The sequence below is a fragment of the Pseudomonas sp. LBUM1651 genome (assembly GCF_059716135.1).
In genome coordinates this window covers 1766531-1791935 of the sequence record NZ_CP166805.1, presented here as the reverse complement: position 1 = coordinate 1791935, position 25405 = coordinate 1766531, and the positions used below count along the sequence as shown (strand labels likewise).

General features: G+C 58.0%; 21 protein-coding genes. 5 read left to right on the top strand and 16 right to left on the bottom strand.

The features are described 5' to 3' along the window. Positions 1-320: 320 nt before the first annotated feature. From sucD to sdhC, 9 genes are all read right to left on the bottom strand, one after another. Positions 321-1202: a succinate--CoA ligase subunit alpha gene (gene sucD / locus ACA066_RS08285; RefSeq protein ID WP_214381631.1), complete on the bottom strand. Its 882-nt coding sequence runs from the start codon at positions 1200-1202 to the stop codon at positions 321-323. Continuing rightward, positions 1202-2368 carry an ADP-forming succinate--CoA ligase subunit beta gene (gene sucC, locus ACA066_RS08280; protein WP_007898980.1) on the bottom strand — a complete coding sequence of 389 codons (1167 nt, stop codon included), beginning with the start codon at positions 2366-2368 and terminating at the stop codon, positions 1202-1204. The genes sucD and sucC overlap by 1 nt, the downstream gene beginning before the upstream one ends. A 196-nt stretch (positions 2369-2564) precedes the next feature. After that, entirely contained in the window at positions 2565-4001 is a 1437-nt protein-coding gene (lpdA, locus tag ACA066_RS08275) for a dihydrolipoyl dehydrogenase (protein ID WP_497698818.1), read from the bottom strand. Positions 4002-4099: 98 nt separating this feature from the next. Further along, the gene (gene odhB / locus ACA066_RS08270) at positions 4100-5323 is read right to left on the bottom strand and encodes a 2-oxoglutarate dehydrogenase complex dihydrolipoyllysine-residue succinyltransferase (RefSeq protein WP_497698817.1); all 1224 of its coding nucleotides are present in this window, start codon (positions 5321-5323) and stop codon (positions 4100-4102) included. A 42-nt stretch (positions 5324-5365) separates the two neighbouring features. Beyond that, positions 5366-8197, bottom strand: a complete 2832-nt coding sequence (locus ACA066_RS08265; protein WP_497698816.1) for a 2-oxoglutarate dehydrogenase E1 component — start codon at positions 8195-8197, stop codon at positions 5366-5368. Positions 8198-8456: 259 nt separating this feature from the next. Beyond that, complete coding sequence (locus ACA066_RS08260; RefSeq protein ID WP_145319064.1) at positions 8457-9161, bottom strand: succinate dehydrogenase iron-sulfur subunit; 705 nt, start codon at positions 9159-9161, stop codon at positions 8457-8459. An 11-nt stretch (positions 9162-9172) separates the two neighbouring features. Next, entirely contained in the window at positions 9173-10948 is a 1776-nt protein-coding gene (sdhA, locus tag ACA066_RS08255) for a succinate dehydrogenase flavoprotein subunit (protein ID WP_084322330.1), read from the bottom strand. A gap of 3 nt (positions 10949-10951) precedes the next feature. Next, positions 10952-11320: a succinate dehydrogenase, hydrophobic membrane anchor protein gene (sdhD, locus tag ACA066_RS08250; RefSeq protein WP_007959040.1), complete on the bottom strand. Its 369-nt coding sequence runs from the start codon at positions 11318-11320 to the stop codon at positions 10952-10954. Continuing rightward, complete coding sequence (gene sdhC / locus ACA066_RS08245; RefSeq protein WP_438660792.1) at positions 11314-11700, bottom strand: succinate dehydrogenase, cytochrome b556 subunit; 387 nt, start codon at positions 11698-11700, stop codon at positions 11314-11316. The genes sdhD and sdhC overlap by 7 nt, the downstream gene beginning before the upstream one ends. Before the next feature lie 350 nt (positions 11701-12050). On the opposite strand from sdhC, the gene gltA reads away from it, so the two are divergent. Next, positions 12051-13340, top strand: a complete 1290-nt coding sequence (gltA, locus tag ACA066_RS08240) for a citrate synthase (protein WP_497698815.1) — start codon at positions 12051-12053, stop codon at positions 13338-13340. A gap of 1054 nt (positions 13341-14394) precedes the next feature. On the opposite strand, the gene ACA066_RS08235 is transcribed toward gltA, so the two are convergent. The 3 genes from ACA066_RS08235 to ACA066_RS08225 form a co-directional block, all read right to left on the bottom strand. Beyond that, positions 14395-16053 carry a cation acetate symporter gene (locus ACA066_RS08235; RefSeq protein WP_497698814.1) on the bottom strand — a complete coding sequence of 553 codons (1659 nt, stop codon included), beginning with the start codon at positions 16051-16053 and terminating at the stop codon, positions 14395-14397. Beyond that, positions 16050-16361, bottom strand: coding sequence for a DUF485 domain-containing protein (locus ACA066_RS08230; RefSeq protein WP_017337238.1), 312 nt, complete (start codon positions 16359-16361; stop codon positions 16050-16052). Before ACA066_RS08230 ends, ACA066_RS08235 begins: the two co-directional genes overlap by 4 nt. A gap of 282 nt (positions 16362-16643) precedes the next feature. Further along, positions 16644-17495, bottom strand: coding sequence for a glycine betaine ABC transporter substrate-binding protein (locus ACA066_RS08225; RefSeq protein WP_497698813.1), 852 nt, complete (start codon positions 17493-17495; stop codon positions 16644-16646). 343 nt (positions 17496-17838) lie between these two features. Here ACA066_RS08225 and ACA066_RS08220 point away from each other — a divergent pair, with 343 nt between their 5' ends. Beyond that, a complete protein-coding gene (locus ACA066_RS08220) occupies positions 17839-19398 on the top strand; it encodes a glycoside hydrolase family 17 protein (RefSeq protein ID WP_497698812.1) in 1560 nt (519 codons plus the stop codon). A 98-nt stretch (positions 19399-19496) separates the two neighbouring features. On the opposite strand, the gene ACA066_RS08215 is transcribed toward ACA066_RS08220, so the two are convergent. Further along, positions 19497-19865: a hypothetical protein gene (locus ACA066_RS08215; protein ID WP_497698811.1), complete on the bottom strand. Its 369-nt coding sequence runs from the start codon at positions 19863-19865 to the stop codon at positions 19497-19499. A gap of 227 nt (positions 19866-20092) precedes the next feature. Between ACA066_RS08215 and ACA066_RS08210 the strand changes: the two genes are divergently transcribed. Together ACA066_RS08210 and ACA066_RS08205 are read left to right on the top strand one after the other, a co-directional pair. Further along, on the top strand, positions 20093-21391 hold the full coding sequence (locus tag ACA066_RS08210; protein ID WP_497698810.1) for a serine/threonine protein kinase: 1299 nt from the start codon (positions 20093-20095) through the stop codon (positions 21389-21391). Then, positions 21384-22172: an MlaA family lipoprotein gene (locus ACA066_RS08205; protein ID WP_497698809.1), complete on the top strand. Its 789-nt coding sequence runs from the start codon at positions 21384-21386 to the stop codon at positions 22170-22172. Before ACA066_RS08210 ends, ACA066_RS08205 begins: the two co-directional genes overlap by 8 nt. 106 nt (positions 22173-22278) lie before the next feature. Here the strand turns inward: ACA066_RS08205 and ACA066_RS08200 are convergent, their stop codons facing one another. After that, positions 22279-23193 (bottom strand): DUF808 domain-containing protein, encoded by a 915-nt coding sequence (locus ACA066_RS08200; protein WP_497698808.1) that lies wholly within the window; start codon positions 23191-23193, stop codon positions 22279-22281. Positions 23194-23327: 134 nt separating this feature from the next. Between ACA066_RS08200 and ACA066_RS08195 the strand changes: the two genes are divergently transcribed. After that, positions 23328-23936 carry a TetR/AcrR family transcriptional regulator gene (locus ACA066_RS08195; protein ID WP_497698807.1) on the top strand — a complete coding sequence of 203 codons (609 nt, stop codon included), beginning with the start codon at positions 23328-23330 and terminating at the stop codon, positions 23934-23936. A gap of 110 nt (positions 23937-24046) precedes the next feature. Here ACA066_RS08195 and ACA066_RS08190 read toward each other — a convergent pair whose 3' ends face one another. Together ACA066_RS08190 and ACA066_RS08185 are read right to left on the bottom strand one after the other, a co-directional pair. Further along, a complete protein-coding gene (locus ACA066_RS08190) occupies positions 24047-24505 on the bottom strand; it encodes an REP-associated tyrosine transposase (protein WP_497698806.1) in 459 nt (152 codons plus the stop codon). 194 nt (positions 24506-24699) lie between these two features. Continuing rightward, positions 24700-25140: a GlcG/HbpS family heme-binding protein gene (locus tag ACA066_RS08185; protein ID WP_497698805.1), complete on the bottom strand. Its 441-nt coding sequence runs from the start codon at positions 25138-25140 to the stop codon at positions 24700-24702. Positions 25141-25405: the final 265 nt, after the last annotated feature.

Here is a 25405-nt window from a genome sequence, read left to right as displayed (position 1 = left end):
CTAACGAATTTGAGCGACAAACGCACTGTTAGGGGGCGAACTATCCGATCTGCGACATTTTTGTGTCGCGTTTACATATCTAATTTACCTGCACAAACACCTGTGGCGAGGGGGCTTGCCCCCGCTGGGTCGCGAAGCGGCCCCAACCGGTAATCGCGTTACATCAGACAGATCGCGCTTGTCAGATTTGCGACTGCTTTGCAGTCGAACGGGGGCAAGCCCCCTCGCCACAAAAGCTCTGCAACATCTCAAATCCCGGAAACGACAAAGGCCACCCGAAGGTGGCCTTTGTTTGGTGAAGCGTCAGCTAAGCGCGAGGCTTACTTGACAGCCCAACCGGTCAGCTCGGACAAAGCCTTGCCGATGTCTGCCAGCGAACGCACGGTTTTAACGCCTGCGTCTTCCAGGGCAGCAAACTTCTCGTCTGCAGTGCCTTTGCCGCCAGAGATGATTGCGCCAGCATGGCCCATGCGCTTGCCCGGAGGAGCAGTCACACCAGCGATGTAGGAAACAACCGGCTTGGTCACGTGTGCCTTGATGTAGGCAGCCGCTTCTTCTTCAGCCGAACCGCCGATCTCGCCGATCATCACGATCGCTTCGGTCTTCGGGTCTTCCTGGAACAGCTTCAGGATGTCGATGAAGTTCGAACCCGGGATCGGGTCACCGCCGATGCCGACGCAAGTCGACTGACCGAAACCGGCGTCAGTGGTCTGCTTCACAGCTTCGTAGGTCAGGGTGCCGGAACGGGAAACGATACCGACCTTGCCTGGCAAGTGAATGTGACCTGGCATGATGCCGATCTTGCATTCGCCTGGAGTGATCACGCCTGGGCAGTTAGGGCCGATCAGGGTGATACCCAGCTCGTCGCACTTGACCTTGGCATCCAGCATGTCCAGGGTAGGAATGCCTTCAGTGATGCAAACGATCAGCTTGATGCCGCCGAATGCTGCTTCCAGGATGGAGTCCTTGCAGAAAGGAGCTGGAACGTAGATCACGCTGGCGGTGGCGCCAGTGGCAGCTACAGCGTCTTTCACGGTGTTGAACACTGGCAGACCCAGGTGCTCGGTGCCGCCTTTGCCAGGAGTTACGCCACCCACCATCTTGGTGCCGTATTCGATGGCTTGCTGGGTGTGGAAACTACCTTGCGAACCGGTAATACCCTGGCAGATAACTTTGGTGTCTTTATTGATCAGGACGCTCATTATTTGCCCTCCGCAGCTTTAACGACTTGTTGAGCAGCGTCGGTCAGGCTGGTAGCAGCGATGATGTTCAAACCGCTTTCTGCCAGTACTTTAGCGCCCAGCTCAGCGTTGTTGCCTTCAAGGCGAACAACAACCGGGATTTTCACGCCGACTTCTTTCACAGCGCCGATGATGCCTTCGGCAATCATGTCGCAACGAACGATGCCGCCGAAGATGTTGACCAGTACTGCAGCGACGTTAGTGTCGGACAGGATGATCTTGAACGCTTCGGTAACGCGTTCTTTGGTAGCACCGCCGCCCACGTCGAGGAAGTTGGCTGGTTTGCCGCCATGCAGGTTGACGATGTCCATGGTACCCATGGCCAGGCCAGCACCGTTGACCATGCAACCGATGTTGCCTTCCAGCGCTACGTAGTTCAGTTCGAACTTGGCAGCGTGCGCTTCGCGCGGATCGTCTTGCGACGGATCGTGGAAAGTCTTCAGCTTAGGCTGACGGTACATGGCGTTGGCGTCGATGTTGATCTTGGCGTCGAGGCAATGCAGATCGCCGTCAGCCTTGATCACCAGCGGGTTCACTTCCAGCAGAGCCAGGTCGTGATCCTTGAACAGCTTGGCCAGACCTACGAAGATCTTGGCGAACTGAGCAACCTGCTTGCCTTCCAGACCCAACTGGAATGCCAGCTCGCGACCCTGGAATGGCTGAGCGCCAACCAGTGGATCGATAGTGGCCTTGAGGATTTTCTCAGGGGTGTCGTGAGCGATTTTCTCGATGTCCACGCCACCTTCGGTGGAAGCCATGAACACGATGCGACGGCTCGAACGGTCAACGACAGCGCCCAGGTACAGCTCTTTAGCGATATCAGTGCACGATTCAACCAGGATCTTGGTGACTGGCTGACCATTGGCATCAGTCTGGTAAGTCACCAGACGCTTGCCCAGCCACTGCTGTGCGAATGCCTTGGCGTCTTCTTTGCTGCGAACCAGCTTTACGCCGCCCGCTTTACCGCGACCACCAGCGTGGACCTGGGCTTTGACAACCCACTCGGTGCCGCCGATTTTGTCGCAAGCTTCTGCTGCTGCTTCCGGGGTGTCTACCGCATAACCGGTGGAAACTGGCAGGCCGTACTCAGCGAACAGCTGCTTACCCTGATACTCGTGAAGATTCATGCTTATTACCGTCTTCGTTAGGTACTGCGCATTCGGTGCTGCACTTGTTCAAGTGCCGCACCACCTGTGACTGCTGCTTGCGTAGCCTTTCCGGACAACCGGTGCAGCTACGCAAGACTGCGTCCAGCGGATATTCCGCGGTGAGTCTTGCATGCAAGGCTCACGACGGGCCATACCGCCGTGGTTTCTTATTGTCTTAACGCTTCTTGCGGTTGGCGATGTGGATGGCGCCGCCATTCACAGCCAAAGCTGCTTCGTGCAAGGCTTCAGACAGGGTCGGATGGGAGAAAACCATCATGCCCAGGTCTTCAGCGCTGGTGCCGAATTCCATACCGATCGCGCCCTGCTGAACCAGTTCTGCAGCGCTCGGGCCAATCACGTGGACGCCCAATACACGGTCAGTCTTGGCATCGGCAATGACTTTAACGAAACCGCCGGTATCGTTGGCTGCCATGGCACGGCCACTGGCTGCGAACGGGAAAGTGCCGACGTTAACTTCAACGCCTTCTGCTTTCAAGGTCTGCTCGGTTTTGCCGACCCACGCGATTTCCGGGTGAGTATAAATAACAGACGGGATCAGGTCATAGTTGATTTGGGCTTTGTGGCCCTTGATGCGCTCAACCACCATGATGCCTTCTTCGGACGCCTTGTGCGCCAGCATCATGCCGCGAACCACATCACCGATCGCGTAAACGCCCGGTACGCTGGTGGCGCACTGGTCGTCAACGAATACGAAACCGCGCTCGTCGATGGTCACACCGCTGTCGGCAGCCAACAGTTCGGTGGTCACTGGACGGCGACCAACGGCAACGATCAGCTTGTCGAAAGTGATGTTCTGTTCGCCGTTGGCATCGGTGTAGTTCACAACGACTTCGTCGCCGTTCACTTTGGAACCGGTGACGCGAGCGCCCAGCTTGATGTCCAGACCTTGTTTGGTCAGGGTTTTGTAGGCTTCTTTGGAAACTGCGTCGTCAGCGGCAGGCAGGAATTTCTCCAGTGCCTCCAGAACAACGACTTCAGCGCCCAGACGCGACCAGACCGAACCCAGCTCCAGACCGATAACGCCAGCGCCAATAACGCCCAGACGCTTGGGTACGGATTGGAATTCCAGTGCGCCCGTCGAATCGACGATTACTTTCTGGTCAACCGGAGCCGGTGGAATGTCGATCGGACGCGAGCCCGAAGCCAGAATCACGTTCTCGGCTTCGATGATTTCAACGCTGCCGTCCGGCTTGGTCAGTTCTACTTTCTTGCCGGCCAGCAGTTTGCCGTGGCCTTGCAGGGAAGTGACGCCGTTCGCCTTGAACAGGGTGGCAACACCAGAGGTCAGGCCTTTGACGATGTTGGCTTTGCGGCCAACCATTGCGGCCACGTCCATGGTCACGCCAGCGTGATTGATACCGTGGATCGCGAAGCCTTCTTTGGCTTCCTTGTATTTCCAGGAGCTGTCCAGCAGCGCCTTGGATGGAATGCAGCCGACGTTCAGGCAAGTACCGCCGAGGGCCAGTTTGCCTTCCTTGTCGGTGTATTTCTCGATGCAGGCAGTGGTGAGGCCCAGTTGCGCTGCTTTGATGGCAGCCACGTAGCCGCCAGGGCCCGCGCCAATCACTACTACGTCAAATTTCTGCGACATTCAAAAAATCCTCTTTTGGCAACAAGCTTGAAGCCGCAAGCCTCAAGCCAAGCTGCAATTGCTTGCAGCTTGAAGCTTGAAACCTGCAGCTGCTTCTATCAGATATCCAGCAGCAAACGAGCCGGGTCTTCCAGCAGGTTCTTGATGGTAACCAGGAAGGTCACAGCTTCTTTGCCATCGATCAGACGGTGATCGTAGGACAGAGCCAGGTACATCATCGGACGGATCACGACCTGACCGTTGATCGCCATAGGACGCTGCAGAATGTTGTGCATGCCCAGGATTGCCGCTTGCGGCGGGTTGACGATCGGAGTCGACATCATCGAACCGAAGGTACCACCGTTGGTGATGGTGAACGTACCGCCGGTCATTTCGTCCATCGACAGTTTGCCGTCGCGAGCCTTCTTGCCGAAGGTCGCGATGCCGCCTTCGATTTCAGCCAGGCTCATCAGTTCGGCGTTACGCAGAACCGGTACAACCAGACCGCGGTCGCTGGAAACAGCTACACCGACGTCGGCATAGCCGTGGTAAACGATGTCGGCACCGTCGATCGACGCGTTGACAGCCGGGAAGCGTTTCAGCGCTTCGGTGGCCGCTTTCACGAAGAACGACATGAAGCCCAGGCGTACGCCGTTGTGGGACTTCTCGAACAGGTCCTTGTACTTCGAACGCAGGGCCATGACTTCGGTCATGTCGACTTCGTTGAACGTGGTCAGCATCGCCATGTTCGACTGGGCTTCTACCAGACGCTTGGCCACGGTAGCGCGAACGCGGGTCATCGGTACGCGCTTCTCGATGCGGTCGCCAGCGGCGAACACAGGAGCAGCGGCAGCAGGAGCAGCAGCCTTGGCAGGCGCGGCAGCCGGAGCGGCTTTCTTCGCGGCAACAGCAGCGACCACGTCTTCCTTGGTCACACGACCGCCTTTGCCGGTGCCGGCAACGGAAGCGATGTTGATGCCGTTTTCTTCAGCCAGCTTGCGAGCAGCCGGTGCAGCAACAGGATCGTCTTCGCCTTCGGCGGCAGGAGCAGCAGCCTGTGCAGCGGCCGGAGCAGCAGCGGCAGCCGGAGCAGCGGCAGCAGCGCCGCCCGCTTCGATCGAGCCCAGGACTTCGTCGGACAGAACGGTGTCGCCTTCGTTCTTGACGATAGCGCCCAGCACGCCGTCAGCAGTAGCCAACACTTCCAGTACAACCTTGTCGGTTTCGATGTCGACGATCAGGTCGTCACGCTTTACAGCGTCGCCCGGTTTTTTGTGCCAGGTGGCAACGGTGCCGTCGGCAACCGATTCCGGGAAAGTGGGGGCTTTGATTTCGATAGCCATTATCTGTGGGTCCTTAAATTCGGTTTCAGGTGCGCGAAGGCGTTAAACAGTAAAGGCGTCTTGCAGCAGTTTTTCCTGCTGCTCAGCGTGCATCGATGCATAACCGCATGCAGGTGCAGCAGAAGCATCACGGCCGGCGTATTCGAGTACGAGCGACTTGTTGTGATTGCCAACGATGCGGCGCATGTGGTGTTGGCTGCAGTACCAGGCACCCTGGTTCATCGGCTCTTCCTGACACCAAACGATATGTTTGAGGTTGGTGTAAGGAGCCAGGACTTCGTTCAAGTCGTCCTCAGGGAATGGGTACAGCTGCTCGATACGCACGATGGCGATGTCATCACGACCTTCGGCACGGCGTTTTTCCAGCAGGTCGTAGTAGACCTTGCCGCTACACAGAACAATGCGCTCGACCTTTTTCGGGTCCAGTGCATCGATTTCCGGGATAACGGTCTGGAACGAACCTTCCGCCAGATCTTCCAGGGTCGATATGGCGAGCTTGTGACGCAGCAGCGACTTCGGAGTCAGGACGATCAACGGCTTGCGCAGCGGGCGAATCACCTGACGGCGCAGCAAGTGATAGATCTGGGCCGGCGTAGTCGGCATGGCTACCTGAATGTTGTGCTCGGCGCACAGCTGCAGATAACGCTCCAGACGAGCCGAAGAGTGCTCCGGGCCCTGTCCTTCATAACCGTGCGGCAACAGCATGGTCAGACCGCAGAGACGGCCCCACTTGTGCTCGCCACTGGTGATGAACTGGTCGATAACCACCTGGGCACCGTTGGCGAAGTCGCCGAACTGGGCTTCCCAGATAACCAGGGCATTCGGCTGGGTAGTCGAATAACCGTACTCGAACGCCAGAACCGCTTCTTCCGACAGGAACGAGTCGTACAGGTCGAAGCGTGGCTGACCGTTGTACAGGTTCTGCAGCGGAATGTAGCTGCTCGCGTCTTTCTGGTTGTGCAAGACAGCGTGACGGTGCGAGAACGTACCGCGACCGATGTCCTGACCCGTCATGCGAATCGGGTGACCTTCGAACGCCAGGGTCGCGTACGCCATGGTTTCGGCGTAACCCCAGTTGATCGGCAGGCCGCCGGCTTGCATTTTCTGACGGTCTTCGTAGATCTTCGAGACCTGGCGCTGAACCACGAAGCCTTCCGGAATTTCCAGCAGCTTGGCAGACAGTTCCTGCAAGGTCTTCAGATCGAAACGCGTGTCGTGACGCGCGGTCCAGGCGTGGCCCAGATACGGACGCCAGTCCACGAACAACTCTTTGTTCGGCTCTTTGACCAGGCTTTTTACAACATGCAGACCGTTGTCCAGCGCGTTGCGGTATTCATCGACTTTCGCCTGAACACGCTCAACGTCCAGCACACCGCTCTGAGTCAGGCGATCGGCATACAGCTCACGGGTGGTGCGCTGTTTGGTGATCTGCTGATACATCAGAGGCTGGGTGCCGCTTGGCTCGTCGGCCTCGTTGTGGCCACGACGACGGTAGCAGACCAGGTCGATCACCACGTCACGCTTGAACTGCATGCGGTAATCGATGGCCAGCTGGGTCACGAACAACACGGCTTCCGGATCATCACCATTCACATGGAGGATCGGCGCCTGGATCATCTTCGCAACGTCGGTCGCGTACTCGGTGGAACGCGAGTCCAGCGGGTTGCTGATGGTGAAACCGACCTGGTTGTTGATCACGATGTGCACGGTGCCGCCGGTCTTGAAACCGCGGGTCTGCGACATCTGGAAGGTTTCCATGACCACACCCTGACCGGCGAATGCCGCGTCACCGTGGATGGAAATCGGCAGAACCTTCTCACCGGTAGGGTCGTTACGACGATCCTGTCGGGCGCGAACCGAACCCTCGACCACTGGAGATACGATTTCCAGGTGGGACGGGTTGAACGCCATGGCCAGGTGAACTTCACCGCCGGTGGTCATGACGTTGGACGAGAAGCCCTGGTGATATTTAACGTCACCGGAACCCAGCTCGACCTTCTTCTTGCCTTCGAACTCGTCGAACAGCTCGCGCGGGTTCTTGCCGAAGGTGTTGACCAGCACGTTCAGACGGCCACGGTGGGCCATGCCAATGACGATTTCCTTGGTGCCGTAGGAACCGGAACGCTGGATCAGCTCGTCGAGCATCGGAATCAGGCTCTCGCCGCCTTCCAGACCGAAACGCTTGGTGCCCGGGTATTTGGTACCCAGGTATTTTTCCAGACCTTCGCCGGCAGTAACGCGCTCAAGCAGGTGGCTCTTGATGTCGGCGGAGTACGTCGGACGACCACGCACGCTTTCCAGACGCTGCTGGAACCACTGGCGCTGCTCGGAATCGGTGATATGCGTAAATTCAGCGCCGATGGTGCGGCAATATGTCTGCTGCAACGCTTCGTGAATTTCGCGTAGGCTCGCCTCCTCTTTGCCGATGAACAGGTCGCCGGCACGGAAGGTCGTATCAAGATCGGCATTGGTCAAGCCGTAATGATTGATCGACAGGTCTGCAGGTGCAGGACGCTGCCACAGCCCCAGCGGGTCAAGCTGGGCTGCCTGGTGGCCACGCATACGGTAGGCCTGGATCAATCGCAGCACTTCAACTTGCTTCTTCTCGTGCTCACTGCTCACGCTGCCGGCGGAAACCGGTTGTGCGCGGCGCTGGTTCTTTGCCAGCAAGACGAAATGATCGCGAATTGTGGAGTGCGAAACATCGGTGGCAGAGTTGCCGTCAGCAGGCAACTTCTGAAAGTAGGTGCGCCACTCTTCTGGCACAGCGTTAGGGTCGTGCAGGTAGAGCTCATAAAGCTCTTCCACATAGGCAGCGTTTCCACCTGAAAGGTGGGCACTGTTCCACATGCGCTGCATCACGCTTTCTTGCATGCTTGGTCACCCTCGGTTAGGGGAACACCACCGGCGTCGACACCGAGCAAACTTGCAGAAGTCCGAATGCAGCGACCAAAACAAGCCACTTAGGATCACGCTGATAGTCCGGGTACCAGCCCGGATGCCCCTGCTTGTCTCATTTCTTCAAAATAAGAGCGGCAGCTTTGTGAGCTGCTGCTCAGGTTAAAACTACGGCGCCGGTTGAAGCCTGCGCCGCAGCATCTACGGGTACAGCGGTCCTACGGGTACTGCTGAATCACACGCCGCTTTGCAGCAACATGTGACGTACGTGACCGATGGCCTTAGTCGGGTTCAGGCCTTTCGGACAAACGTTGACGCAGTTCATGATCCCGCGGCAGCGGAATACGCTGAACGGGTCATCAAGAGAAGCCAGACGCTCGGCAGTCTTGGTGTCACGGCTGTCTGCCAGGAAGCGGTACGCTTGCAGCAGAGCAGCTGGACCCAGGAACTTGTCCGGATTCCACCAGAAGGACGGGCAAGAGGTCGAGCAGCAAGCGCACAGGATGCACTCGTACAGACCGTCGAGCTTTTCACGCTCTTCCGGAGTCTGCAGACGCTCGATGGCCGGAGCCGGCGTGTCGTTCTGCAGGAATGGCTTAACCTTCTCGTATTGCTTGTAGAAGATGCTCATATCGACGACCAGGTCACGGATAACCGGCAAACCTGGCAGCGGACGAACGATCAGCTTGTTACCTTTTACGACAGAAGACAGCGGCGTGACGCACGCCAGACCGTTTTTGCCGTTGATGTTCATGCCGTCGGAACCGCAAACGCCTTCACGGCAAGAGCGACGATAGGAGAAACCTTCGTCCTGCTCTTTGATCAGGGCCAGCACGTCCAGCACCATCAGGTCTTTACCACCGGTATCGACCTGGAATTCCTGCATGAACGGCGCAGCGTCCTGATCAGGGTTGTAGCGATAAACACTGACTTGCAACATGGCGGCCACCCTTAATAAGTCCGAATCTTAGGTTCAAAAGTCGGAACAGTCTTCGGCGAGAAGTTCACAGCACGCTTGGTCACGCGCTTGTCACCCGGGAAGTACAGGGTGTGGCACAGCCAGTTTTCGTCGTCGCGATCTTCGTAGTCTTCACGGGCGTGAGCACCGCGGGACTCTTTGCGGATCTCTGCAGCGATGGCAGTGGCTTCGGCCACTTCCAGCAGGTTTTGCAGTTCCAGGGCTTCGATACGAGCCGTGTTGAACGCTTGGCTCTTGTCGTTGATCTTGACGTTGGCGATACGGCCACGCAGATCAGCCAGCTGGGCAATACCCTTCTGCATGTATTCGCCGGTACGGAATACACCGAAGTAGTTCTGCATGCAGCTTTGCAGCTCTTTACGCAGAGTAGCGACGTCTTCGCCTTCGGTACGCGAGTTCAGGCCATCGAGACGTGCCAGGGCAGCGTCGATGTCGGACTGGCGAGGACGGGCGTAATCAACGCCTTCTTTCAGGGTCTGCTCCAGGAACAGGCCAGCGGCACGGCCGAATACCACCAGGTCGAGCAGCGAGTTGCCACCCAGACGGTTGGCACCGTGAACCGATACGCACGCCACTTCACCTACGGCGAACAGGCCAGGAATGATCTGGTCCTTGCCTTCAGCGTCTTGAGTGATTGCCTGACCATGAATGTTGGTGGCAACGCCGCCCATCATATAGTGGCAGGTTGGAACGACCGGAATCGGCGCCACGGCTGGATCGACGTGGGCGAAGGTCTTGGACAGTTCCATGATGCCTGGCAGACGGCTGTGCAGAACTTCTTCACCGAGGTGATCGAGTTTCAGCATTACGTGGTCGCCATCCGGACCGCAACCGTTGCCGGCGATGATTTCTTTAACCATCGAACGGGCAACAACGTCACGACCCGCCAGGTCTTTGGCGTTCGGAGCATAACGCTCCATGAAACGCTCGCCGTGCTTGTTGATCAGGTAACCGCCTTCACCGCGGCAGCCTTCCGTAACCAGTACACCGGCGCCGGCGATGCCAGTCGGGTGGAACTGCCACATTTCAATGTCTTGTACCGGCACGCCAGCACGCAGAGCCATGCCGACGCCGTCACCGGTGTTGATCAGGGCGTTGGTGGTGGACGAGTAGATACGGCCTGCACCGCCAGTCGCCAGAACGGTGGCGTTAGCGCGGACGTAGGAAGTTTCGCCGGTTTCGATGCAGATGACGATCATGCCGACAAAGGCACCGTCTTCGTTCTTCACCAGGTCGACGCCGTAGTATTCGTTGAGGAATACGGTGCCGGCCTTCAGGTTGGCCTGGTACAGGGTGTGCAGCAGTGCGTGACCGGTACGGTCGGCAGCGGCGCACGTACGGGCGGCCTGGCCACCTTTACCGAAGTCTTTCGACTGACCGCCGAACGGACGCTGATAGATGCGGCCCTGTTCGGTACGGGAGAACGGCAAACCCATGTGCTCGAGTTCGAAGACCGCTTCCGGGCCTACGGAACACATGTATTCGATAGCATCCTGGTCACCGATATAGTCGGAACCCTTGACGGTATCGTACATGTGCCAGCGCCAGTCATCGTTCGGATCTGCCGAAGCGATGGCGCAGGTGATGCCACCCTGGGCGGATACGGTGTGCGAACGAGTCGGGAAAACCTTGGTAACTACGGCAGTCTTGTGACCACCTTGTGCCAGTTGCAGCGCAGCGCGCATGCCGGCACCGCCGCCGCCAATGATGATGGCGTCGAACGAAAGCGTATTAACTGTAGTAGACATGAATCAGATACCCCAGAGAATCTGCACACCCCAGACGAAGTAAGCGAACATCGCAACGCCGCATACTGCCTGGAAAAGGAAACGTACTGCAGTCGCGGACTTGCCCAGCGCCATCGGCGTCAGGTAGTCGGTCGCGATGGTCCACATGCCGACCCAGGCGTGAGCGCCCAGGGCCACAAGGGCCAGCAGACTGAAGATACGCATTCCGTTGTGCGCGAACAGGCCATGCCATTGGTCGTAGCCAATGCCCGGATTCGCAACGAGGTATCCGATCAGGAAGATGAAATAAGCCGCGAGAACGACCGCAGACACACGCTGCGCCATCCAGTCATAGAGGCCTGAACGCGACAGGTTCGTAACGCTGGTTACCATATCCAAACTCCCGCCAGAACGATCAACACCGCAGACACGGCGATAATGATTTTCGAGCCCAGTGTGCCGCCTTCCAGCGTCTCACCGATGCCCATGTCCATGATCATATGGCGCACACCGGCTACCAAGTGATACAGAAGAGCGGACAGGAGGCCCCATGCTACGAACTTGGCCAGAGGGCTGGTCAAGGTTGCCTTCACGTCGGCAAAACCTTCCTCGGAACCCAGGGATTTGCTCAATGCATACAGCATGAAGCCAAGGCCCAGGAAGAGGATGATGCCGGAAACACGGTGAAGAAACGACGTAACGCCGGTGATGGGGAGTTTGATGGTCCTTAGGTCTAGGTTTACAGGTCGTTGGCTTTTCACGGCTTTTTTCACACTGAAGAGCCCCTAACAATCAGGGCAAAGTTGTTGGGGAGTGCACTGGTCAGGTAACCACCACCCAGGGATGCGACCCCCAATAAAGCAGGCCCAAAAGCCCCTGGCGGTCGGTGGCCGAGTATAGACAGTTAGGCTACTAATGACAACGCGTTCGCCTTCCCCCTAATAGCTGATTGCACAAGTTGGATAAAAGGCGTAAATGGCAGTCAATTTCGAGGAAAAAGTCCGGTTAAAGCCTTCTGGAGCAAGACTTTAGGCAAATTGACATTCGAATTTATCTCACTATAGTGGTGCGGGCCCTGCGTGGGGGGTCTGTCTGATGATTTCAAGCATAAATAGGAGGCCACATGGCTGACAAAAAAGCGCAGTTGATCATCGAGGGCGCAGCCCCCGTCGAGCTGCCCATTTTAACCGGCACCGTTGGTCCCGATGTTATCGATGTTCGGGGCCTGACGGCCACGGGCCGTTTTACCTTTGACCCTGGTTTCATGTCGACCGCTTCCTGCGAGTCGAAGATCACCTATATCGACGGCGACAACGGCATTTTGCTGCACCGCGGCTACCCGATCGAACAGCTGGCTGAAAAGTCGGACTACCTGGAAACCTGCTATCTGCTGCTCAACGGCGAACTGCCGACCGCAGAGCAGAAGGCCCAGTTCGTCAGCACCGTGAAGAACCACACCATGGTTCACGAGCAGCTGAAGACGTTCTTCAACGGCTTCCGTCGCGACGCTCACCCGATGGCCGTCATGTGCGGCGTAGTCGGCGCCCTCTCGGCCTTCTACCACGACTCCCTGGACATCAATAACCCGCAGCATCGCGAAATCTCCGCGATCCGCCTGGTTGCCAAGATGCCGACCCTGGCAGCGATGGTTTACAAGTACTCCATGGGCCAACCCATGATGTACCCGCGCAACGACCTGTCATACGCGGAAAACTTCCTGCACATGATGTTCAACACCCCGTGCGAGATCAAACCGATCAGCCCGGTACTCGCCAAGGCCATGGACCGGATCTTCATCCTCCATGCCGACCACGAGCAGAACGCATCGACATCCACCGTGCGCCTGGCCGGTTCTTCGGGTGCCAACCCGTTCGCCTGTATCGCCGCCGGCATCGCTGCACTGTGGGGCCCTGCCCACGGCGGCGCGAACGAAGCTGTTCTGACCATGCTCGATGAAATTGGCGATGTCTCGAACATCGACAAGTACATCGCCAAGGCCAAGGACAAGAACGATCCGTTCAAGCTGATGGGCTTCGGTCACCGGGTTTACAAAAACCGCGACCCACGCGCCACCGTGATGAAGCAGACCTGCGACGAAGTGCTGAAGGAACTGGGGATCAACAACGATCCGCAACTCGAACTGGCCATGCGCCTGGAAGAGATCGCCCTGACCGATCCGTACTTCATCGAGCGCTCGTTGTACCCGAACGTCGACTTCTACTCGGGGATCATCCTCAAGGCGATCGGCATTCCAACCAGCATGTTCACGGTGATCTTCGCTTTGGCGCGGACTGTCGGCTGGATCTCCCACTGGAAAGAAATGCTCTCCAGCCCGTACAAGATTGGCCGTCCGCGCCAGTTGTACACCGGCTACGAGTCGCGTGATATCACCAAGCTGGAAGACCGCAAATAAGACCTGTCTTGCGATAACGTCTTGAGTTGTATCGAGAACGGCCTCTATTTATATAGGGGCCGTTTTTGTTTGTGCTGATGCAGCGGCCTTAGGGCCGACTGGCTTTTTTTGGTGGTGTGTATATCCGTTTCTGCGGTAACGGCGGCTATTGGTTCCGCTCTTACAGCGGGTTACTTGGAAAAGCGCCAAGTAACCAAGCGCTTTTGCCCCTTTCGTTCGGTGGCTCGCTAAGGCTCGCCATGCCCTCGCTCCGGTCCTGCTCCGTGGGCCCGCCGCCATCGGCCATCCATGGTCGGGGGCGGCTAACCCGGCATCCATGCCGGGTTGCCCACTGCGCAGAACCGGAACGAAGCCTCTCGAGGGGGCGACTACCGCCACAGCACCGCGAGGCGGCCTGCGGGCCGACCTGGCTCTTCGTGTGTATGCATTTCCCCTGTGGGAGCTAGCCTGCTAGCGATGTACGTTAACGATAACGCGTCCGGTCTGTATGAACGCGGTGTCTGGACGTCCATCGCTAGCAGGCTAGCTCCCACAGGGGATTTTTGGCGGGCATGACATGGGTGTTCACCGCCGATGATCTCGACGGACAATAGGTCGGCTATCAGGCCGCCTCGCTTTGGCTTTTGATCTGGCTTTTGATCTTGATCTGCCCCGTCGGAAGGCCGAGCGCAGGTTCTGCGCAGTGGGCAACCCGGCATGGATGCCGGGTTAGCCGCCCCCGGCCATGGATGGCCGATGGCGGCGGGCCCACGGAGCAGGACCGGAGCGAGGGCATGGCGAGCCTAGGCGAGCCACCGTACGTCAGGGGCGCAGGCGCTTGGTTACTTGGCGCTCTTCCAAGTAACCCGCCGCAAGGGCGGAACCAATAGCAGCCGTGACCGCAAGAATGGATATGTACTCGGTCAACAAAAGACAGGTCGGCTATCAGGCCGCCTTCGCCGGCAAGCCGGTCTCGCTCCTACAAAGGGCGATAACCGCACAATAAAAAATGCCCCGATCTCTCGACCGGGGCATTTCTATTCAACCCAACCTTTACACAAACAATCTCGAAGCCTTAGTGCGAAACCGCCCCACTCGCCCCCAGACCCGTCTGCGAACGAACAAACTGCGGGAAGAACAACGCCCGCTCATTATCCGCAGCAGTCGACTTGTCGGTGATCGAGAAGAACCAGATTCCCACAAACGCAATGATCATCGAGAACAGAGCCGGATACTCATACGGGAAGATCGCCTTCTCGTGATGCAGGATCTGCACCCAGATGGTTGGCCCGAGGATCATCAAGCCTACGGCACTGACCAGACCCAACCAGCCACCAATCATCGCACCGCGGGTGGTCAGCTTCTTCCAGTACATGGAAAGCAGCAGCACCGGGAAGTTACAGCTCGCCGCGATGGAGAACGCCAGGCCTACCATGAACGCGATGTTCTGGCTTTCGAACAGAATGCCCAGACCGATCGCCAGCACCGCCAGGGCGATGGTGGTGATTTTCGAGACACGGATCTCGTCCTTCTCGTTCGCCTTGCCTTTCTTGATCACGCTGGCATACAGGTCATGGGACACCGCCGAAGCACCGGCCAGGGTCAGGCCGGCAACCACCGCCAGAATGGTCGCGAACGCTACCGCCGAGATGAAGCCCAGGAAGATACTGCCACCTACCGCGTTGGCCAGGTGCACCGCCGCCATGTTGTTGCCGCCCAACAGCGCGCCAGCCGCATCTTTGAAGGCCGGGTTGGTGCTGACCAGCAGGATCGCGCCGAAGCCGATGATGAAGGTCAGGATGTAGAAGTAACCAATGAAGCCGGTTGCATACAGCACGCTCTTGCGAGCTTCTTTTGCGTCACTCACGGTGAAGAAGCGCATCAGGATGTGTGGCAGGCCAGCGGTACCGAACATCAGTGCCAGCCCCAGGGAGAACGCTGAGATCGGATCTTTCACCAGACCGCCCGGGCTCATGATCGCCTCACCTTTAGGGTGAACCTTGATCGCCTCGGAAAACAGTGCGTTGAAGTCGAAGTTGACGTGCTTCATCACCATCAGCGCCATGAACGAGGCACCGGACAGCAACAGCACAGCCTTGATGATCTGCACCCAGGTGGTCGCCAGCATGCCGCCGAACAGCACGTACATACACATCAGGATACCGACCAGGATCACTGCAACGTGATAGTCGAGACCGAACAGCAGCTGGATCAGCTTGCCGGCACCGACCATTTGCGCGATCAGGTAGAACGCCACCACCACCAGCGAACCGCAAGCGGACAGCGAACGGATCTGGGTTTGCCCGAGACGGTAGGACGCCACGTCGGCAAAGGTGTATTTACCCAGGTTACGCAAGCGCTCGGCGATCAGGAACAGAATGATCGGCCAGCCCACCAGGAAGCCGATCGAATAAATCAGGCCGTCGTAGCCGGAGGTGAACACCAGCGCGGAAATACCCAGGAAGGACGCCGCGGACATGTAGTCACCGGCAATCGCCAGACCGTTCTGGAAACCGGTGATCTTGCCGCCGGCCGCATAGTAGTCGGCCGCCGAGTTGTTTTTCTTGGAGGCCCAGTAAGTGATATATAAAGTCGCGCCGACGAACGCCACGAACATCAGGATCGCGGCGACGTTCAGCGGTTGTTTGGTCACTGCACCAGTCAAGGCCTCTGCCGCCCAGGCACCCGGTGCGAACGCTGCGATGCTCAATAAAGCCATTAGACGCCGGATCATTGCTGAGCCTCCTTGAGAATCGCATTGTTCAGGTCGTCGAATTCGCCATTGGCGCGTCGAACGTAGATCGCGGTCAGGATGAAGGCCGAAAGAATCAGCCCGACACCGATCGGTATGCCCCAGGTTATCGATGACTCAGGGCTGATTTTCGCGCCCAGAATATGCGGCCCGTAAGCGATCAAAAGGATGAATCCGGAGTAAAGCCCAAGCATGATCGCCGAAAGAATCCAGGCGAACCTTTCTCGCTTACTAACCAGCTCCTTGAAGCGCGGGCTGTTTTGAATCGAGAGGTAAATGCTGTCGTTCATTGTTTTTATCCTCGCAGCACAGATGAAGTTACAACGTGATCCACTTTATGCGGCTGCGGAACTGGTTCCAGACGACCTTAGTATTAGAACGACATGACAGAATCGCCATTTCTAGGAGCGAGCTTGCTCGCGATGGAGGTGAACGTTAACGCGCGCAGCACTGGAAAACGCGTCGCTTTCAAATTCATCGCGAGCAAGCTCGCTCCTACAGAAAAGCAAAAGGCCCCTTGGCATTTGTGCCAAGGGGCCTTTAGAGGTGCTGACCAGACGCGTCAGCTCAGATTATTTGGTCCAGTCTGCAACGCGCTCCGGGTGCTTGGCGACCCAATCCTTCGCGGCGGCTTCAGGTTTCGCACCGTCCTGAATGGCCAACATGACTTCGCCGATTTCGTCTTTCGACGCCCACTGGAAATTCTTCAGGAATTTGGCCGCGTCCGGCGCCTTGGCTTCCAGGCCCTTGCTACCAATGCTGTTTACGGTTTCAGCTGCGCCATAGACGCCTTTCGGGTCTTCCAGGAAGCGCAGCTTCCACTTGGCGAACATCCAGTGCGGCACCCAACCGGTAACGGCGATCGACTCGTTTTTCTTCTCGGCACGGGTCAGTTCGGCAATCATGCCAGCGCCGGAACTTGCCTTGAGGGTGTAATTGTCCAGGCCATAGTCCTTGATTGCTTGATCGGACTTGAGCATCACGCCCGAACCGGCGTCGATACCGACGATGCGATTCTTGAAGGTGTCATCGGTTTTCAGGTCGGCAATACTTTGCGCCTTGACGTACTCCGGAACGATCAAGCCGATCTTCGCGTCCTTGAAGTTGGGACCGTAATCGACAACCTGATCCTTGTTCTTGGCCCAATAGTCGCCGTGCGTCACCGGCAGCCAGGCAGACAGCATGGCATCGAGTTTGCCAGTGGCGACACCCTGCCACATGATCCCGGTCGCGACCGCTTGCAGCTTCACGTCATAACCCAGCTTCTGCTTCAGCACTTCGGCCGCCACGTGGGTGGTCGCAACACTGTCAGACCAGCCGTCAACGTAACCAATGTTCAGGGTTTTGCTATCGGCACTGGCTACTGTCGAACCGATCGCAAGCACCAGTGCGGCACCTGCGCCTAAAAGTCGTCGCATCTTCATCGTTACTTCCCCGAAAGTGCTGCGCTCGACGGGTGCCGAGTCGCGTCAACGTATTGTTATGGTGCACAGCGCCCCCATCACGCCTCACCGCAAACTCGTTCGATCATCAGCGCGATTTATCAACGAGGGTACTGACGCCTCGATAATCAACCTGACGCCAACCGGAACCTGTGCTGTCTGCGACCTCAAGGCATCGAGAAACGACATCAGAACGCCATTAATCACGACCACCTTTAACGCTCCCGCCAATCCGCCCGAACTTTGCATGTCAAAATCATGCAGGCCACCAAGCGCGGGGCAATTGCAGGTAACATGCGCGGCTTTGCTCCCAGACGGCCTGACCATGCCCGCGACATCGCGCTTTCCTTTTTCTGCTTATTTATTTGCCTGCCTGCTGGGGCTTTTTGCCTTGGGTGGTTTCTGGTATGGCCTCGGCAAACCAGTGATTCTGGCGGACGTGGCCATCGCGACGCACAAACCCAAATTGCAATGCGCCTCCTATACCCCATTCGACAAAGACCAATCGCCGTTCGATCAGCCGTTCAAGTTGCGTCCCGAGCGCATGGACGCCGACCTCGCCCTGCTGGCCACCCGCTTCGAATGCATCCGCACCTATTCCATGACCGGCCTTGAGGCCCTGCCCGATCTGGCGCGCAAGCATGGCCTGAAGTTAATGATCGGCGCCTGGGTCAACAGCAACCCGGTGGACACCGAGAAAGAAGTCGACTTGCTGATTGCCTCCGCCAACGCCAACCCGGACGTGGTGACGTCGGTGATCGTCGGCAACGAAGCGCTGTTGCGCAAGGAAGTCACTGGCGCGCAGCTGGCCAGACTGATCAACAAGGTCAAAAGCCAGGTCAAGCAACCTGTCACTTATGCCGACGTCTGGGAGTTCTGGCTCAAACACCCGGAAATCGCCCCGGCGGTGGACTTCCTGACCATCCACTTGCTGCCGTACTGGGAGGATGATCCTTCGAACATCGACGCCGCGCTGCAGCATGTTCGCGAAGTGCGTCAGGTGTTCGGCAACAAATTCGCGCCCAAAGACGTGATGATTGGCGAAACCGGCTGGCCGAGCGAAGGCCGTCAGCGTGAAACCGCCCTGCCGAGCCGGGTCAATGAAGCCAAGTTCATTCGCGCATTTATCATCATCGCTGAACAGGAAGGTTGGCATTACAACCTGATCGAAGCCTTCGACCAACCCTGGAAACGCGCCAGTGAAGGTGCGGTCGGCGGTTACTGGGGGCTGTTTGATGCTGATCGCCAGGACAAGGGCGTGCTGGCGGGTCCGGTGTCGAACGTGCCGTACTGGTCGCAATGGCTGGCGGTGGGAGCAGTGATTTTTCTCGGTACGCTGATCCTTGGCGGGCGCGTACGCAGCACCCGTGCGGCACTGGTTCTACCACTGCTGGGCGCGCTGGCGGCCTGCTCGATTGGCGCGTGGGGCGATCTGGCGCGGGTGACCACGCGGTTTGCCAGTGAATGGTTGTGGGTCGCCTTGCTGACGGGTTTGAATCTGTTGGTGCTGGCGCATGCAGCGCTGACATTGAGTGCTCGCACGGGCTGGCGTGGGCAAGCCTTCACTGTGCTGGAGCGTCGGGCGGGCTGGTTGCTGGCGGTGGCAGGTTTTGCGGCGGCGGTGATGATGCTGGAACTGGTGTTCGATCCGCGTTATCGCAGCTTTCCGAGTGTCGCGTTCATCCTGCCGGCGCTGGTTTACCTGTGCCGTCCGGTGAGCGTGCCGCGTCGAGAGATTGCCTTGCTGACCTTCATCATCGGCGCTGGCATTGCGCCGCAGTTGTATCGCGAAGGTTTGCAAAACCAGCAGGCCTGGGGCTGGGCGTTGGTGAGTGTGTTGATGGTGGCGGCGTTGTGGCGCAGTTTGCGGGTTCGCAAGGCGTAATTTTCAGTGCGGCTGATGGCCTCTTCGCGGGCAAGCCTCGCTCCTACGGGGATACGCGATTTTCTGTAGGAGCAAGGCTTGCCCGCGAAGACTGACTGTCAGGCAACGCGGGGAGCTCTGACCAGACGCAAAGCAGCAATCACCACCGCAAACACCGCCATCGTCGTGTTGTACAACGCCAGCGCCGGAAACCCGAACACCAGCGCCAGCACCGCCAACCACCACCCTGCCCGGCCCGGCAACACAAAGCCGATCACCGCTGCCGCCAGGGCCGCCCAGCCCAACACCTGGAAATGAATCATCAAGCCCAGGTTCGAACGGACCACGCATTCCCAGCGACTTGCGTCGTCGACGCAGAGACCGACCCACTGCGCATCCTCCATGAAGCCATAACGCGCGCCATAACTGGCGGCCAGCCATAAAGGCAGCAGGACAAGCAGCAGAATCACGGGCAGACGGCGGGACATGAGGCACTCCAATAAACGAAAACGGCGCCCAGCTTAATCTGCCGACAGCCTGACGCAAGCGTTAACAACAGTTAACAGGGCAGTCAATCGCCGCAAAGTGTATCGTCCAGCTACCATTACTCCGAAATTAGGACTGTTTGGTGCCGATGCATGGCACTTTGGCGCAACCCCTGTGGTCATAGCCTGCGAACTTTCATCCGGCACCTTTCTCTCTAAGGGATCTAGTCATGCTCCGTTCCTTGCGCTTCGCCGCCCTGTTTGGCGGCCTTATTTTGAGTGCGTCCGCACTGGCGGTCGATATCGACGCCGCCAGTTATGGCTACCCCTTGACCAATCCGTTCGAGGCCACCATTGCGACGACACCGCCGGACCTGCGTCCGGAATTGCCGCTGGACGATGACATCGACCAGGAAACCCGCACCGTCACGTTGCGCCCGGAGCGTGAATTCGAATTGCCGGACAACTTCTGGCCGGTGAAGAAACTTACCTACCGCATCGCCACCCAGGATAAAGCCGCCCCGCTGATCTTCCTGATCGCCGGCACTGGCGCGCGCTATGACAGCAGCCTTAACGAATACCTGAAAAAGCTCTACTACAAGGCCGGTTATCACGTGGTGCAACTGTCGTCGCCCACCAGCTTCGACTTCATGAGCGCTGCTTCACGCTTTGCCACACCCGGTATCACCAAGGATGACGCCGAAGACATGTACCGGGTGATGCAGGCCGTGCGGGCACAAAACCCGAAAGTGGCCGTCACCGATTACTACCTGACCGGTTACAGCCTGGGTGCACTGGACGCCGCATTCGTCGCGCATCTGGACGAAACCCGCCGCAGTTTCAACTTCAAGAAAGTCTTGCTGCTCAACCCGCCGGTCAACCTCTACACCTCGATCACCAACCTGGACAGACTCGTCCAGACAGAGGTCAAGGGCATCAACAACAGCACGACGTTCTATGAACTGGTGCTGGACAAACTGACCCGCTACTTCCAGCAAAAAGGCTACATCGACCTCAACGATGCCCTGCTCTATGACTTCCAGCAGTCCAAGCAGCACCTGACCAACGAACAGATGGCCATGCTGATCGGCACCTCATTCCGCTTCTCGGCCGCCGACATCGCCTTTACCTCGGACCTGATCAACCGTCGCGGCCTGATCACTCCACCGAAAACTCCCATCACAGAAGGCACCAGTCTCACGCCGTACCTCAAGCGTGCGCTGCAGTGCGACTTCGACTGCTACCTCACTGAACAGGTGATACCGATGTGGCGCGCGCGCACTGACGGCGGCAGCCTGCTGCAACTGATTGACCAGGTCAGCCTGTATGCCTTGAAGGATTACCTGCACGACAGCCCGAAAATCGCGGTCATGCACAATGCTGACGATGTGATTCTCGGTCCTGGGGACCTCGGCTTTCTGCGCAAGACCTTCGGCGACCGCTTGACTGTTTATCCACTGGGCGGCCATTGCGGCAACCTTAACTACCGCGTCAACAGCGACGCCATGCTGGAGTTCTTCCGTGGCTAAATACCTCCTGCTCATCGCAGCGTTACTCTGTGCAGGCGTCGCCAATGCCGACAACAGCAAAGCCAACGCACCGGTTGTCATCGACAATGACGGTTTCAAGGAGCCGTTGAGCAAACTGAAATTCAACCCGGGCCTGGATCAGCGTGAGTTCGAACGCTCGACACTCAGCGCGCTGGCCGTCTACGACCCGCTGGAAGAGTGGAACCGCCGGGTGTATCACTTTAACTATCGCTTCGACCAATGGGTGTTCCTGCCGGTGGTCGACGGTTATCGCTACATCACGCCAAGTTTCCTGCGCACCGGCGTCAGCAATTTCTTCAACAACCTCGGCGACGTGCCGAACCTGATGAACAGCCTGCTGCAGTTCAAGGGCAAGCGTTCGATGGAAACCACCGCGCGCCTGCTGCTCAACACCACCGTCGGCATCGCCGGCCTGTGGGACCCGGCCACCGCCATGGGCCTGCCGCGCCAGAGCGAAGACTTCGGCCAGACGCTCGGTTTCTACGGCGTACCGGGCGGCGCCTACTTCGTGCTGCCGATCCTCGGCCCGTCCAACATCCGCGACACCGGCGGCCTCGCCGTGGACTTCACCGCCGAGAACGCGATCAACTTCCTGAACGTCGCCGAAGTCAGCTCCAACCATCCTGAAGTCTGGGTATTGCGCAGCATCGACAAACGCAACCAGACCGGTTTCCGTTATGGCCAGCTGAACTCGCCGTTCGAGTATGAGAAGGTGCGCTACGTGTACACCGAGTCGCGTAAGTTGCAGATCGCCGAATAATTCATCGGAAATAAAAAAGGCCATTCGATGGGAGTCGAATGGCCTTTTTCATGCGCGGAACGTCAAACACCACAAACCCGCTCCCACATTTAAATAGTGCCCGACCTCAGCTTCTAATCGCCTTGAAGATCTTGCTGACAACCAGCACCGCCACCAACACCACTGCACCTGCCACAATCCCCGCCACCGCATTCAACAAAGTCGGCACGATAAACCCGGCACCGCCCGCCCCTGCGCTGACGCTTTCGATCCAGTGGTGAACCACCGGCACGCCGTGGGTGAGAATCCCGCCGCCCACCAGGAACATCGCCGCCGTGCCGATCACCGACAGGCTTTTCATCATGTACGGCGCCGCGCGCAGAATCCCGCCGCCGATGCTTTTGGCCATCTGGCCGGGCTTCTGGGTCAGCCACAAGCCGAGGTCATCAAGCTTGACGATGCCGGCTACCAGGCCATAGACACCGATGGTCATGACGATGGCGATGCCCGAAAGCACGATGACTTGCTGGGTCAGCGATGCATCCGCCACGGTGCCGAGGGTGATGGCGATGATTTCCGCCGAGAGAATGAAGTCGGTGCGGATGGCGCCCTTGATCTTGTCCTTTTCGAACGCCACCAGGTCGACCGCCGGATCGGCCACGGCTTCGACCAGCTCCGCATGCTCGGCCTGGTCTTCCGCCTTGCTGTGCAGGAACTTGTGCGCGAGCTTCTCGAAACCCTCGAAGCACAGGTAGGCGCCACCGATCATCAGCAACGGCGTAACCAGCCACGGAATGAACGCACTGATCGCCAGCGCCGATGGCACCAGGATCAGTTTGTTGAGAAACGAGCCCTTGGCGACCGCCCAGACCACCGGGATTTCCCGCTCGGCGCGCACGCCGCTGACCTGCTGGGCATTGAGTGCCAGATCGTCACCGAGCACGCCGGCGGTTTTCTTGGCGGCCATTTTGGTCATCAACGCCACGTCGTCGAGTACGGCGGCAATGTCGTCGATCAGCAACAGTAAACTGCTTCCTGCCATGAATCAGGTGTCCTTCTTGAATGAATGCTGCGCAGCATAGCGTGGCTGAGCGCCACACGGGGCATTCTTGAGCGCCGCGCGAGGCCGGTGCTACCATGCGCAACCGCCAGAACAGGCAAGGAACTACCTGGTTTATGAGCACAATCCGCGAGCGCAACAAAGAACTGATCCTGCGTGCCGCCAGTGAAGAATTTGCCGACAAGGGCTTCGCTGCGACCAAAACCAGTGACATCGCAGCCAAGGCGGGATTGCCCAAGCCCAACGTCTACTACTACTTCAAATCCAAGGAAAACCTCTACCGCGAGGTTCTGGAAAGCATCATCGAGCCAATTCTGCAGGCCTCGACGCCGTTTAACGCCGACGGTGTGCCCAGCGAAGTGCTGAGCGGCTACATTCGCTCGAAAATCCGCATCTCCCGCGACCTGCCCTTCGCCTCCAAAGTGTTCGCCAGCGAAATCATGCACGGCGCCCCGCACCTGAGTGCCGACCTGGTCGAACAACTGAACAGCCAGGCCAAGCACAACATCGACTGCATCCAGACCTGGATCGACCGCGGCCAGATCGCCCCCATCGACCCCAACCACCTGATGTTCAGCATTTGGGCCGCCACGCAGACCTACGCCGACTTTGACTGGCAGATCACCGCCATTACCGGCAAGGCCAAGCTGGATGAAAGCGATTATGAAGCGGCGGCGCGGACGATTATTCGGTTGGTGCTTAAAGGGTGTGAGCCGGATCATTAATATTGCGTTGACTTTATCGCTAGCAGGCTAGCTCCCACAGGGGATTTGTGACCGCCACAGATCCAGTGTGGGAGCTAGCCTGCTAGCGATGAAGACGACTCGGTTTCAGCTCAAACCCAAATGGCATCCCACAGTGGATAGTCGCCAAGCTTCTCCACCAGTCCAGCCCGCAACGGGTTGGCCACGACATACCGCGCCACCTTCACCAAATCATCTTCCCGCCGCAGAGCCCGGTCGTGAAAGCCTTTCTGCCAGAGAGCGATCTTGCGGCCAGTGAACTGATTCACCGCTTTGGTGCTCAGTGATTTGGTCTTTTGCATCAGGTCACCCAACGACCCCTTCTGTAACTCGACCAGCCAATGGAAATGATCGGGCATGACAACCCAGGCCAGCGAATTAGCCATGCCTTGATGTTGTGTATTGCGAAACTGATCCACGACCAAACGACCCAGCGCGAAATTCTCGAACACCGGTTTTCGTCCAAGCGTATTGGTGGTCAACAGATAAATTCGGTTCGACTCGGCGTAGCGACCGCGTCGCAGGCGATGTGACGCAGGTAACTCAGGCATCCTTTGCCTCTCTCATGGGCTGATCATGAGAAGACTAGCTCGGCGGATTCAGGAGGGATGTGCAGACTTTTAGCGGGATGTGTCTGGACGATAGCTATAGCTAGCAGGCTAGCTCCCACAGTGGATCTCGAGTGTCCAAAAATCCCCTGTGGGAGCCAGCCTGCTAGCGATTACATCTGTTCAGGCGCTAAAGATCAGGAAGTAACCCCCGCATCCGCCCGCAACCCCAACGCTTCAATCGCATTGATCGCACACTGCTCATCAACATCAGACAGATCCCCGCTGATCCCCACCGCTCCCAGCACATTCCCGTCCTGATCCCGAATCAACACACCACCCGGTGCCGGCACCACACTGCCCTGCCCCAGGCTGTTCAAAGCCGCAATAAATGCCGGGCGTTGCTGGGCGTCCAGCGCCAGCAGGCGTGAGCCTTTGCCCAGTGCGATGGCGCCCCAGGCTTTGCCGATGGCGATTTGCGGTCGCAGCAGGCTGGCGCCGTCTTCGCGTTGCAGCGAGAGCAGATGCCCGCCGGCATCCAGCACGGCGATGGTCAACGGGGCCGCGGAAATTGCACGCGCGGCGGAGATGGCCTGACTGGTCAGGTTGACTGCCACTTTCAAGGTTAAAGCGCTCATGGTGCAGTCCTCATTTTGTTATAGGGAAAGCGGATGGACTGCGCGGTTGTGCCGCAGGCCGATGCAACAAATAGAACACAATGAGTTGTTTTTTTGTATACATTAACTCTCGAAAAGCGCCACATGCGACGAAAAGCCACAGCAGAACAGGCTTCCAACGAATGAAACAGTCGCTTGAGAAAATGGATTGACCTGCGCCGTCCGCCGTGAATACACTCTGCGCAAAGCCACTTGTATACAATTACAAAACGTAAAAGGCACAAAA